General features: G+C 69.9%; 10 protein-coding genes. 9 read left to right on the top strand and 1 reads right to left on the bottom strand.

All coding sequences use genetic code 11. The annotated features are described in order from the left end of the window. Window positions 1-78 precede the first annotated feature (78 nt). On the bottom strand, window positions 79-714 hold the full coding sequence (locus ACZ6WN_RS14450) for a TetR family transcriptional regulator (protein ID WP_465865410.1): 636 nt from the start codon (window positions 712-714) through the stop codon (window positions 79-81). Window positions 715-876: 162 nt separating this feature from the next. Between ACZ6WN_RS14450 and ACZ6WN_RS14455 the strand changes: the two genes are divergently transcribed. From ACZ6WN_RS14455 to ACZ6WN_RS14495, 9 genes are all read left to right on the top strand, one after another. Beyond that, complete coding sequence (locus tag ACZ6WN_RS14455) at window positions 877-3,003, top strand: acyl-CoA dehydrogenase family protein (protein WP_465865411.1); 2,127 nt, start codon at window positions 877-879, stop codon at window positions 3,001-3,003. 89 nt (window positions 3,004-3,092) lie between these two features. Next, a complete protein-coding gene (locus ACZ6WN_RS14460; protein WP_465865412.1) occupies window positions 3,093-4,790 on the top strand; it encodes a right-handed parallel beta-helix repeat-containing protein in 1,698 nt (565 codons plus the stop codon). Beyond that, the gene (locus tag ACZ6WN_RS14465; RefSeq protein ID WP_465865414.1) at window positions 4,787-5,185 is read left to right on the top strand and encodes a hypothetical protein; all 399 of its coding nucleotides are present in this window, start codon (window positions 4,787-4,789) and stop codon (window positions 5,183-5,185) included. The genes ACZ6WN_RS14460 and ACZ6WN_RS14465 overlap by 4 nt, the downstream gene beginning before the upstream one ends. Before the next feature lie 51 nt (window positions 5,186-5,236). Beyond that, window positions 5,237-7,417 (top strand): acyl-CoA dehydrogenase, encoded by a 2,181-nt coding sequence (locus tag ACZ6WN_RS14470; protein WP_465865415.1) that lies wholly within the window; start codon window positions 5,237-5,239, stop codon window positions 7,415-7,417. Further along, entirely contained in the window at window positions 7,414-7,938 is a 525-nt protein-coding gene (locus ACZ6WN_RS14475) for an FAS1-like dehydratase domain-containing protein (RefSeq protein ID WP_465865417.1), read from the top strand. Before ACZ6WN_RS14470 ends, ACZ6WN_RS14475 begins: the two co-directional genes overlap by 4 nt. Continuing rightward, window positions 7,935-8,339: a Zn-ribbon domain-containing OB-fold protein gene (locus ACZ6WN_RS14480; protein WP_465865419.1), complete on the top strand. Its 405-nt coding sequence runs from the start codon at window positions 7,935-7,937 to the stop codon at window positions 8,337-8,339. The genes ACZ6WN_RS14475 and ACZ6WN_RS14480 overlap by 4 nt, the downstream gene beginning before the upstream one ends. Further along, window positions 8,336-8,719 (top strand): MaoC family dehydratase, encoded by a 384-nt coding sequence (locus ACZ6WN_RS14485; protein WP_465865421.1) that lies wholly within the window; start codon window positions 8,336-8,338, stop codon window positions 8,717-8,719. Before ACZ6WN_RS14480 ends, ACZ6WN_RS14485 begins: the two co-directional genes overlap by 4 nt. Window positions 8,720-8,819: 100 nt before the next feature. Continuing rightward, complete coding sequence (locus tag ACZ6WN_RS14490) at window positions 8,820-9,989, top strand: lipid-transfer protein (RefSeq protein ID WP_465865423.1); 1,170 nt, start codon at window positions 8,820-8,822, stop codon at window positions 9,987-9,989. 192 nt (window positions 9,990-10,181) lie between these two features. After that, window positions 10,182-11,555, top strand: coding sequence for an alpha-amylase (locus ACZ6WN_RS14495; RefSeq protein ID WP_465865424.1), 1,374 nt, complete (start codon window positions 10,182-10,184; stop codon window positions 11,553-11,555). Window positions 11,556-11,607: the final 52 nt, after the last annotated feature.

An 11,607-nucleotide genomic window follows, 5' to 3' on the forward strand; every position in this document is an offset into this window, starting at 1 on the left:
TCGCTCGACACGTCACCGCGATGCCGCCTCGACCGACCTAGGTGACGCCTCGACCGACCTACGTGACGCCTCGGCGACTCAGCGCAGCAGGAGGCGTACGGCGACGTCGATGGACTTCTCGACGTCCTCGGCGTCCATGCGGCCGGTGACCCAGGAGATGAGAGCGGAGAGCCATACATCGGAGATGATCCGGATGATGGCGGCCTCCTCCTCGGTGACCTCTCCGTGGTCGGGGGTGCCGTGCATGGCGCGGGCGATGACGGTGGTCAGGCTGGTGCCGACCTCGTGGATCTCGCCGGTCACCGACTGGTCGGCGAACATGAAGGCGCGGACCAGGGCCTCGGTGAGCTTGGGCTGCTTCTGCAGGGCGCGGGTGCGGCGGTTGAGGACGTACATGATCCGCTCGTGGGCGGTGTCGCCCGGCGTCGCGCGGACGGCGGAGCGGTCGACGTCCTTGGTGAACTCGCGCGCCAGCGCGGAGACCAGCAGATGGATCTTCGAGGGGAAGTAGCGGTAGAGGGTGCCGAGCGCGACCTCGGCCTGCTCGGCGACGGCGCGCATCTGCACGGCGTCGAAGCCACCCTCGGCGGCGAGCGTGATCGTGGCGTCGAGGATGCGCCGGCGGCGCTCCCGCTGAGCCGCGGAACCGCCGGTGGGTGCGGTGGCCGGGGTCTGGCCGTTGGTGTCGCGTGGCTCCGTGCTGACGGACGTCACTGGTTGTCCCCCCTAGGACTATGACCGGATCTCGATCTGTGGATCTCAGGCTAACCGCATCGGCGCCCGAGAGTGAAACACGTTCCTCCGTGAGTCTAGACTTGTAACACGTTCTACATCAGTCTCTATTCCAGAAGGCCGCGGAAATAGTAGGAGGTTCCTGTGCCGATCGGCATCACCGACGACCACCAAGCCCTCAGCGAGAGCCTGCGCGACTGGGCCAAGGGGCTGGGTGGCATCGCGCTCGCCCGTGCTGCCGAGGGCTCCGCGGACGCGGACTTCGGCGAGGTGTGGCGAGGTGTCGAGGAGTACGGTGTCGCCGCAATCGCGGCGCCCGAGCCGAACGGTGGCGGAGGGACCCTGCTGGATGCGGCGGTCGCGCTCGAGGCGTGCGCCCATGAGCTGCTTCCGGCCCCGTTGCTCGGCAGCGCGGTGGCCGCCTTCCATGCGGGAGCCGCCGGGCTCGACGACGTGGTCGGCGCCGTCGCCGCCGGTGGCTGCGGGATCGCGCTCGACCCGGTCCTCGAGCTCGGCGAGCGCCTGCGCGGAACGGTTCCCGTGGTCTACGACGGCGGTGGAGCCGCCCGGCTGCTGCTCGGTGCCCGTGGAGCCGACGGCGAGGAGCGCTGGTTCTTCGTGGCGGCGGAGCACGTGGACGTACGCCCTCATGTGGGTCCCGATCTGACCAGGCGGGTCGCCGAGGTGCACGTCGACATCGACGCCGGCGAGGCCGTCGAGATCCCGGGCCTGCGCGGCGAGGCGGTGCGGCGTACGGCCCTCACGCTGGCTGCCGCCGAGGCCTCCGGGATCGCGCAGTGGTGCCTGACGACGGCCGTGGAGTACGCGAAGGTGCGCGAGCAGTTCGGGGCGCCGATCGGGTCGTTCCAGGCGATCAAGCACCTGTGCGCACAGATGCTGGAGACCGCCGAGGCAGTGGCCGCGACGGCCTGGGATGCGGCGGCCGCAGCCGACGACGAGGACGCCGTCCAGTGGGACTTCGCGGCCGAGGTCGCCGGCGTCACCGCGCTCGACGGCGCGGTCCGGTCGGCGCAGGACTGCATCCAGATGCTCGGTGGCATCGGCTTCACCTTCGAGCACGACGCCCACCTCTACCTGCGCCGCGCGGTCGCCCTGCGCAGCCTCCTCGGTGGCGGCGACGCCCACGCGGTCGCGCTGGCCGGGCACGCCGTGGCCGGGACCCGCCGCTCGGTCCGGGTCGACCTCGAGGGCAAGGACGCGGACACACGGCCCCGGGTGCAGGAGAGCGTCGCCGCGATCGCCGCGCTTCCCGAGGCGGAGCGTCGTGATGCGCTCGTCGACGCGGCCCTGCTCGCGCCACACTGGCCCGCTCCGTACGGCCTCGGTGCCGGTCCTGTCGAGCAGCTCGTCATCGACGAGGAGCTGGCGGCCGCAGGGGTGGTCCGTCCCGACATCAAGATCGCCGGCTGGGCGGTGCCGACGATCCTGAAGCACGGCACCGACGCCCAGCGTGAGCGGTTCGTCGAGGCATCGCTGCGCGGCGGCATCGTCTGGTGCCAGCTCTTCAGCGAGCCCGGCGCGGGCTCCGACCTGGCCTCGCTGGCCACCCGCGCCGAGCGCGTCGAGGGCGGCTGGCGGCTGACCGGCCAGAAGGTGTGGACCTCGCTCGCGGCCGAGGCCGACTGGGCGATCTGCCTCGCGCGCACGAACCCGAGCGTCCCCAAGCACAAGGGGATCACCTACTTCCTCGTGGACATGCGCAGCGAGGGCATCGACGTCCGCCCGCTGCGTGAGCTGACCGGGGACGCACTCTTCAACGAGGTCTTCCTCGACGGCGTCCTCGTGCCCGACGAGCTCGTCGTCGGCGAGGTCGACGGCGGCTGGCGCCTGGCCCGTACGACGCTGGCCAACGAGCGGGTCGCGATGGCCTCGACCAACCTCGGCGGCAGCGTCGAGCGCGCCGTCGCGCTCGCGACGAGTCGGGGCGAGGCCGACCTCGCTCGCGTCGGCCACGCCGTTGCCCTCTCCACGGTCTGCGCGCTGCTCGGCGTCCGCTCCACGCTCAAGGCCCTCGCCGGTCGCGGCCCCGGCGCGGAGTCGTCGGTGGCCAAGCTCCTGACCGTACGCAACCGCCAGGACGCCGCCGAGCTCGTCGTCGACCTGCTCGGTCCGCTGGCGCTCGCCGACGACCCGCAGGTGCGCGCGGACCTGCACGAGTCCCAGCTCACCCGCTGCCTCTCGATCGCGGGCGGCACCACCCAGGTGCTCCGCAACGTGGCCGCCGAGCAGATCCTCGGCCTGCCCCGATAGTCCGCCTCCTCGCGGCCGTGAGCCGCTAGGCTGCCCGGGTCGGACCTTGTACCCAGGGAGGCGGCGCCTTGTCGGTGAGGACGATGCGCGTGACGGGCCGCGCGCGACGTGGCCATCCCACCATCGGGTCTGCCCTCGCGGAGGCTGCCGGCTCGCTCAGGGAGACCAGGATCCTGATCGAGCCGGGGACCTACGACGAGCAGCTGGTCGTGCGTGGAAACGTGTCGCTGGTCGCCCGGGAGCCCGGATCGGTGACGATCCGCTCGACCGTCGGCCAGGTGCTCGACAGCGACGGCGCGGTGAGACTCTCGGGACTGCGGTTCCGAGCCGATGCCGGGGAGGCGGTCGTCTGTCGGGGTGGGTCGCTCGAGGCGCACGACATCGACGTCGAGACCCGCGGCCACATCGCGCTGTGGGCTGCCCCGGGCACCCGGGTCGAGGCGCGCGACTCCACCTTTCGCGGTGGACGGGTGCTCTTCGCCGGAGCCGTGGGGGCCGTCGAGAGCTGTGAGCTCCTCGACTGTCCGGACAACGCGATCGCGGTGATCGAGGGCGCTCGTCTCGATGTTCGCGACTGCCGCATCGAGCGGCCTCGGCACAGCGCCGTGCGTGTCGAGGCAGGCTCGTCCGTGACGATCCTCTCGGGCCGCTTCGTCTCCTGTCACGACACGATGATCGCGGTCATCGGCGCTGCCGCGCGGGCCGAGATCGACGGCACGATCATCGAGGAGACGGGCACCGCGATCGGCTTCGCCGAGGGCGCGGCCGGAAGCGTACGCAACGTGACGGTGCGCCAGGCCCGGCATGCCTTCTCGTCGCGCTCGGGTGCGAATCCGACCGTGATCGACTGCGCGTTCCTGGACTGCGTGGAGACCGGCATCAACGTCTCCGAGCGAGGCGCTGGAACCTTCACCGACTGCGTCATCCGAGATCCCGGGGCGATCGGGGTCTTCGTCAAGGGCGACGGCGCGGACGTGGGCCGCTGGGGAGCGGTCGACATCAGCCGCTGCACGATCGAGGGCGCCTCGGTGGGGATCGTCGTCGAGGGGGCGGAGAGCCGCTTCCGGGACTGTCGGCTGAATCGGCTCAGCTTCGCCGGTGTCAGGCTCCTGGGGGCCTCGTCGGCGACCTTCGAGGAGCTGATCGTGACCGACACCCCGGTCGGGCTGGACGCCCGCGGGACCTCGGCGGGGAGGTTCGACCGGTCGAGGCTCAGCGAGTGCCGCCCGCTCGCGGTCTCGGTGGTGGACGAGGCCCGGTTGACGATCTCGGAGAGCGTCGTGGCGGACTCGGGGGCCGGGGCCGGCGTCCAGGGCTCGGCGAGCCTGGTGGTGAAGAGCTCCGAGCTGCGCGACCTGGAGTCGTTCGGGATGATCGCGATGGCCACCGGCACACTGGTGCTCGAAGGCAGCCGGCTCCTGAGCCCAGGTGCGATCGGCGTCATCGGGCTCCATGACGCCTTCGTCGACGTCCGAGACACCACGGTGAAGGACGCCGCGGACATCGGCTTCCGTCTGCTCGACACGTGCAGCGGCCAGATCGCCGGGTGCACCGTGACGGCGGCCGCCGGGTTCGCGGTGACCAAGAACGACTACGTACGTGTCGTCGGGCTGACCTCCTCGCTCCGGACGGTCACGACCAGCGCGGCGAGCGCGAAGGACCAGATCGTGGCGCAGGTGACGAACATCTACAACACCCCGATGTTCTTCAAGGAGTTCAGCGGGCAGATCGCCATGGGCAACGAGTCGGTGGAGCAGATCCAGGAACGTGGAGGAGAAGATCGATGAGCGGCAGCGGTGACGGCGGGAACATCTACAACGAGCCGATGTTCTTCGGGGACTTGAACGGTCAGATGGCGATGGGCAACCACAAGAGCGTCCAGCGTCAGACCATCTCGGTGGGTGCGGGGGAGGACATCGCGACGGTCGTGGCCCAGGTGCTGGAGCAGCTCGGCGCCCTCGGCCTCCCCGAGGACGACCTGAACGACGCCGTCGTCCAAGGCCGGGCGGTCCTGGCGGAGGTGGCCAAGGAGGAGCCTGATCGCACGGTCGTACGCCGCGGCATCAACTACCTCAAGGGTGTGGTCGCGGGGATCGCGACCGGTGCCGTCGTGGGGGCGAACCAGGGCGCGGCCGAGATCGGTCAGCAGATCGTCCGCGATCTGGGCAACCTGATCCTCTGAATCTGAAGGCCGACCCTCGCGCCTCGAAGTAGAACACGTTACAGTTTCGGCATGGGAGACGAGACGCTCGATGCTGTACGCAGCGTGGTGGCCGAGGTCCTTGCCCGCGAGTCCGACCGGGGTGACTGGTCGGCCTGGGCGAGCGCCGGCCTGACCGCACTGCCCGTGCCGGAGGCCCAGGGTGGTGAGGGGTTCGGCCTCACCGAGATCGCCGTGCTGCTGCGGGAGGCGGGTCGCCATGCGGTCCGCGTGCCGGTCTGGGAGACGCTCGCCGTCGGCGCGCTGACGCTCGCGGGCCACGGCACGCCGGAGCAGCAGGCCTCGATCCTGCCCGGGGTGGCCGGCGGCGAGACGCTGCTGACCCCGGCATGGCTCGAGCCGGGACGGCCCCAGGCTCCGTCGGCGACCTATCGGGACGGCACGGTGAGCGGGCGCCGGACCGGGGTGACGTACGCCGCCGAGAGCTCGCACCTCCTGGTCACCGCGACCTCCGCGGAGACCGGTGAACCGGTGGTGGTGCTCGTCGACCCGAACGGGCCGGGCGTCACGCTGGCGCCCGCGAGCGCGTCGGGCGAGGTGCCGCAGCACACCGTCGTGCTCGAGGATGCTCCGGCCGACCCCCTGGGCGAGGGTGCCTTCGAGGCCCTGACCGCTCTCGCGGCCGCCGGTCTCGCGGTGTGCGCCGCAGGCGTGCTCGCCGGTGCGCGCGATCTCACCGCCGCCTACGTGAAGGACCGGCAGCAGTTCGGCCGCGCCCTCGCGCAGTTCCAGGCGGTCGCGCTGCAGATGGCCGACGTCTACGTCACCTCCCGCACGCTCGATCTCGCCGCCGACAACGCGGTCGCCGCCGTCGCGGACCGGAGAGCCGCCACGGTCGACCTGAAGGTCGCCGCCTACTGGGCCAGCCAGGTCGCGCCGTCCGCCTTCCGCACTTGCCACCACCTCCACGGCGGCATGGGGGTCGACGTGACCTATCCGCTGCTCGGGTTCACCACCTGGGGCACCGACATCGCCCACCTGCTCGACACCCCGGCGTCGTCGGTCCCCGTCGAGACCGAGGAGGCCAAGAACCTCGAGCTGACCGAGGCGCAGCGGTCGCTGAAGGCCGAGGTCAGGGCCTACTTCGCGGGGCTCTCCCATGACGGCGAGCCGGGCGACCCGGGGCCCGAGGGCTCCTGGGACCGGCACGGCCCGACGTACCAGAAGCTCATCAAGCAGCTCGGCGACGACGGCTGGATGGGGGTCGGCTGGCCCAAGGAGTACGGCGGCCACGGCCTCGGCGAGGTCGAGCAGACGATCTTCGCCAACGAGGCGCAGTACGCCGACGTGCACCTGCCGGCCGTCACCCTGCAGACGGTCGGACCGACGCTGATCCGCTACGGCACCGACAAGCAGAAGAAGATGTTCCTCAACCGGATCCTGGCGGGCGAGGTGCACTTCGCGATCGGCTACTCCGAGCCCGAGGCCGGCACCGACCTCGCCTCGCTCCGCACCACGGCCAAGCGCGACGGCGACCACTACGTCGTCAACGGCCAGAAGCTGTGGACCACCGGCGGTCACGCCGCCGACTACATCTGGCTGGCCGTACGTACCGACCCGGACGCCCCGAAGCACAAGGGGATCTCGATCCTGATCGTCGACACGACCGACCCGGGCTTCTCCTGGACCCCGATCATCACCGCCGACGGCTCCCACCACGTCAACGCGACCTACTTCAACGACGTCCGCGTCCCCGTCGACATGCTGGTGGGGGAGGAGAACAAGGGCTGGAAGCTGATCACGACCCAGCTCAACCATGAGCGCGTCATGCTCGGCCCCGCCGGGCGGATCGAGGGTCTGCGCGACCGGGTCCTGCGCTGGGCCACGGCCCAGGGTGTCGCCGACAGCCCGGACGTACGCGCGCTGATCGGGAAGACCACCGCCGTCTTCCGGGTCAACGAGCTGCTCAACTGGGAGGTGGCCCGAGCGGCCGAGGCGGGCGAGATCGAGGTCGCGGACGCGTCCGCCTCGAAGGTCTTCGCCGCCGATCAGGTCCAGCACCTGCTCGCCGACCTGATCGCGCTGGTCCACCGCCACGGCGATCCCGGAGAACCGGTCACGAGGAGCCTGCTCGACTATCTCGACGCTCAGGCGAAGCGGAACCTGGTGCTCACCTTCGGTGGCGGCGTCCAGGAGGTCCAGCGTGAGCTGATCGCGATGTTCGGTCTCGGGATGCCGAGGGTGCCGCGATGAGCGAGAAGCAGACGCTGGTCGACGACGCGATCCACGAGAAGATCATGGCCGCCGCCGAGGAGGTCGAGGCGTGGGGCGAGGCCGCCGAGCGCGAGGCTCGCGACCTGGTCAACCAGCCCACGATCAACAACTGGCTCGAGGCGATGGGCCTGGAGTCCGAGCGCTTCCAGCAGGGCGAGGCACCGCCGTCGATGGCGCAGGTGTGGACGATGTACGGCCAGGGCGGTCGTCATCCCGACCGCGATCCGCTGCACGCGATGATGAACGTGCTCACCGACGCCGGCTTCCACGGCGTCCTCGGCACCAACTCCGAGCAGAGCTACGACCGCTACCTCCGCGTCGGCGAGCAGGTCCGCGTCACGACCGCGCTCGACTCGGTCGTCGGCCCGAAGAGCACCGGGATGGGCGTCGGCTACTTCGTGACCTCGAGAAGCACCTGGTACGTCGGCGAGGAGCGGGTCGCGACCATGCTGTTCCGCGTCCTCAAGTTCATCCCCAAGGCCAAGGGCGGCGCGGCATGAGCGGCCCCGTGCGGCCGGTGATCGGCCGGGACAACGCGTACTTCTTCGAGGGCACCGCCAATCAGGAGCTGCGGATCCAGTGCTGCAACGCATGCGGTGCTCTGCGGCACCCGCCGGGACCCGCGTGTCTGAGCTGCGAGGCCTACGACCGCGGTCATGTCGTCGCGAGCGGCGAGGGCACGGTCTACTCCTTCACCGTCATCCATGCCCCGAAGCTCCCCGGCAAGGAGCTCCCGCTGGTGGTGGCCCTGCTCGACCTGCCCGAAGGCGTACGCATCGTGGCGGAGGTGACCGGCGTGCCGCCCGAGGGCGAGGATGCCCTGAGGATCGGCGACCGGCTGGTCGTCGACTGGAACACGATCGACGAGGAGCTGACGCTCCCGATCTGGAGGCGGCCATGAAGCTCGAGACCGGCGAGAAGATCCCGACCTGGGAGCTCCCGATCACCCCGACGCTGGTCGTCTCGACCGCGCTCGCGACGCGCGACTTCCAGGACGTGCACCACGACCGCGACCGTGCCCAGGCGGCCGGCTCGAAGGACATCTTCATGAACATCCTGACCTCGACAGCGCTCTGTGAGCGCTACATCACCGACTGGGCGGGGACCGACGTGCAGATCAAGGGCATCTCGATCCGCCTGGGCGCGCCCGCCTACCCCTACGACACGCTGTCGTTCTCCGGCGAGGTCACCGAGGTGACCGACGGCGTCGCCACCATCAAGGTCACCGGCTCGGTCTCCCTCGGTGCCCATGTGACCGGGACCGTGAGGGTCGCCGCATGAGCGCCGACGGCGGGGTAGTCCGGGAGCGAACTGTCCAAATACTCGCCGGTAATAGACAGTTCGCTACCGGACTACCCCGATCGCGACCTAGGGAGTGCGCATGACGACCCTCAGCAACAAGGCCGCGATCGTCGGGATCGGTGCCACCGAGTTCTCCAAGGAGTCCGGGCGGTCCGAGCTCCAGCTGAGCGTCGAGGCGACCAGGGCAGCCCTGAAGGACGCCGGCCTCACGCCGGCCGACGTCGACGGGCTGACCACGTTCACCATGGACACCAGCTCCGAGATCGCGCTGGCGCGCGAGCTCGGCCTCGGTGATCTGAGGTTCTTCTCCCGGATCAACTACGGCGGCGGCGCGGCCTGCGCGACGATCCAGCAGGCCGCGATGGCGGTGGCGACCGGGGTCGCGGACGTCGTCGTCGCCTACCGCGGCTTCAACGAGCGCTCGGGGCAGCGGTTCGGTCAGGTGCAGCCCTGGGCTGCGCAGCAGGTCAACACCAACGGCATCGACAACTCCTGGACCTACCCGCTCGGCCTCTCGACACCGGCGGCGACGGTCGCCATGCAGGCGCGCCGCTACATGCACGACTATGGCGTGACCAGCGAAGACTTCGGTGCCGTCGCGGTCGCCGACCGTCGCCACGCCGCAACCAACCCCGCCGCGTTCTTCTACCAGAAGCCGATCACGCTCGAGGACCACCAGGCCTCCCGGATGATCGCCGACCCGCTGCACCTGCTCGACTGCTGCCAGGAGTCCGACGGCGCCGTCGCGATCGTCGTCACCAGCCCCGAGCGGGCGCGCGACCTGCCCCACCCACCGGTCCAGATCGCCGCGGCCGCCCAGGGCAGCGCCGCCGACCAGTACGTGATGACCTCCTACTACCGCGACGAGATCGGCATCCCGGAGATGGGCGTCGTCGCCAAGGACCTCTGGCGTCAGTCCGGCCTGACCCCGGCCGACATCGACACCGCCGTCCTCTACGACCACTTCACCCCCTACGTACTCATGCAGCTCGAGGAGCTCGGCTTCTGTGGCAGAGGAGAGGCCAAGGACTTCGTACGCGACGGCGCCATCGAGCTCGGCGGCCGCCTCCCGATCAACACCCACGGCGGCCAGCTCGGCGAGGCCTACCTGCACGGCATGAACGGCATCGCCGAGGGCGTACGTCAGGTGCGCGGCACCTCGGTGAACCAGGTCCCCGACGCCGCGCATGTGCTCGTCACCGCGGGCACCGGCGTACCCACGAGCGGGTTGGTGCTGACCTCCTCCTGACCTCGCGCTGAAAGATTGCGCAAACGCTTGCACCGTCAGATCCCTTTCTGGCGGTGCAAGTTCTCTCTATGCACTCCTGAGGGTTGACGTGTGATGACGATCACTCTACGGTCTCTCTGCAAGATCTTGCAGCAAGATTCAGCCTTCGACGCAGGAGGAACCATGGCCAGACAGTTCATCGGGAGAAGGGCCATGGCTGCCGCACTTGCCCTCTCGGCGGGAGCCGCTGCCGCGCTCACCATCCCGTTCTCCACCCCCGCACAGGCCGCGCCGCCAGGAGGCAAGGACGTCACCGCGGTGATGTTCGAGTGGAACTTCGCCTCGGTGGCCAAGGAGTGCACCAGCACGCTGGGCCCGGCCGGCTACGGCTACGTCCAGGTCTCACCGCCGCAGGAGCACATCCAGGGCTCGCAGTGGTGGACGTCCTATCAGCCCGTCAGCTATAGGATCGCGGGCCGGCTGGGCGACCGCACCGCCTTCAAGAACATGATCGACACCTGTCACGCCGCCGGCGTGAAGGTCGTCGCCGACACCGTCATCAACCACATGGCCGCGGGCTCGGGCACCGGCACCGGCGGCTCGTCCTACAGCAAGTACGCCTATCCCGGCCTCTACTCGAGCTACGACCTCGACAACTGCACCGCCACGATCAGCAACTACCAGGACCGCACCAACGTCCAGGAGTGCGAGCTGGTCGGCCTCGCCGACCTGGACACCGGCGAGGACTACGTCCGCGGCAAGATCGCCGGCTACCTGAACGACCTGCTCTCGCTCGGCGTCGACGGCTTCCGGATCGATGCCGCCAAGCACATGGCCGCCTCCGACCTGGCCAACATCAAGTCCCGGCTGAGCAACCCCGGCGTGTACTGGAAGCAGGAGGCCATCTACGGCGCGGGGGAGGCCGTCTCACCGAGCGAGTACCTCGGCAACGGCGACGTCCAGGAGTTCCGCTACGCCCGCGACCTGAAGCGCGTCTTCAACAACGAGAACCTCGCCTACCTGAAGAACTACGGCGAGGGCTGGGGCTACATGGCCTCGGGCAGCTCGGCCGTCTTCGTCGACAACCACGACACCGAGCGCGGCGGCGACACGCTCAACTACAAGGACGGCGCCAACTACACCTTGGCCAACGTGTTCATGCTGGCCTGGCCGTACGGCTCACCCGACATCAACTCCGGCTACGAGTGGAGCGACAAGGACGCCGGACCGCCCAACGGCGGCGCGGTGACCGCCTGCTGGCAGGACGGTTGGAAGTGCCAGCACGCCTGGCCGGAGATCAAGAAGATGGTCGCCTTCCGCAACATCGCCCGCGGCCAGTCCGTCACGAACTGGTGGGACAACGGCGGCGACCAGATCGCGTTCGGTCGCGGCAGCAAGGCGTACGTCGCGATCAACCACGAGTCCTCCTCGCTGACCCGCACCTTCCAGACGTCGCTGGCAGCAGGCACCTACTGCGACGTGCAGACCGGCAACAACGTCACCGTGAACGGCTCCGGTCAGTTCACCGCCACCCTCGGGTCCAACACGGCCCTCGCGCTGCACGTCGGCGCGATGACCTGCAGCTGAACCCCTGCGCCGACCGTCCGGCACCGGCACCCAGGGGTGCCGGACGGTCGGC

The organism is Nocardioides sp. NPDC054178 (assembly GCF_055585005.1).

Bases quoted from the DNA above. Each gene is read 5' to 3' on its own strand.
- ACZ6WN_RS14465 (WP_465865414.1), top strand. From the start codon at position 4,787: ATGAGCGGCAGCGGTGACGGCGGGAACATCTACAACGAGCCGATGTTC.
- ACZ6WN_RS14470 (WP_465865415.1), top strand. From the start codon at position 5,237: ATGGGAGACGAGACGCTCGATGCTGTACGCAGCGTGGTGGCCGAGGTC.
- ACZ6WN_RS14475 (WP_465865417.1), top strand. From the start codon at position 7,414: ATGAGCGAGAAGCAGACGCTGGTCGACGACGCGATCCACGAGAAGATC.
- ACZ6WN_RS14480 (WP_465865419.1), top strand. From the start codon at position 7,935: ATGAGCGGCCCCGTGCGGCCGGTGATCGGCCGGGACAACGCGTACTTC.
- ACZ6WN_RS14485 (WP_465865421.1), top strand. From the start codon at position 8,336: ATGAAGCTCGAGACCGGCGAGAAGATCCCGACCTGGGAGCTCCCGATC.
- ACZ6WN_RS14490 (WP_465865423.1), top strand. From the start codon at position 8,820: ATGACGACCCTCAGCAACAAGGCCGCGATCGTCGGGATCGGTGCCACC.
- ACZ6WN_RS14495 (WP_465865424.1), top strand. From the start codon at position 10,182: ATGGCTGCCGCACTTGCCCTCTCGGCGGGAGCCGCTGCCGCGCTCACC.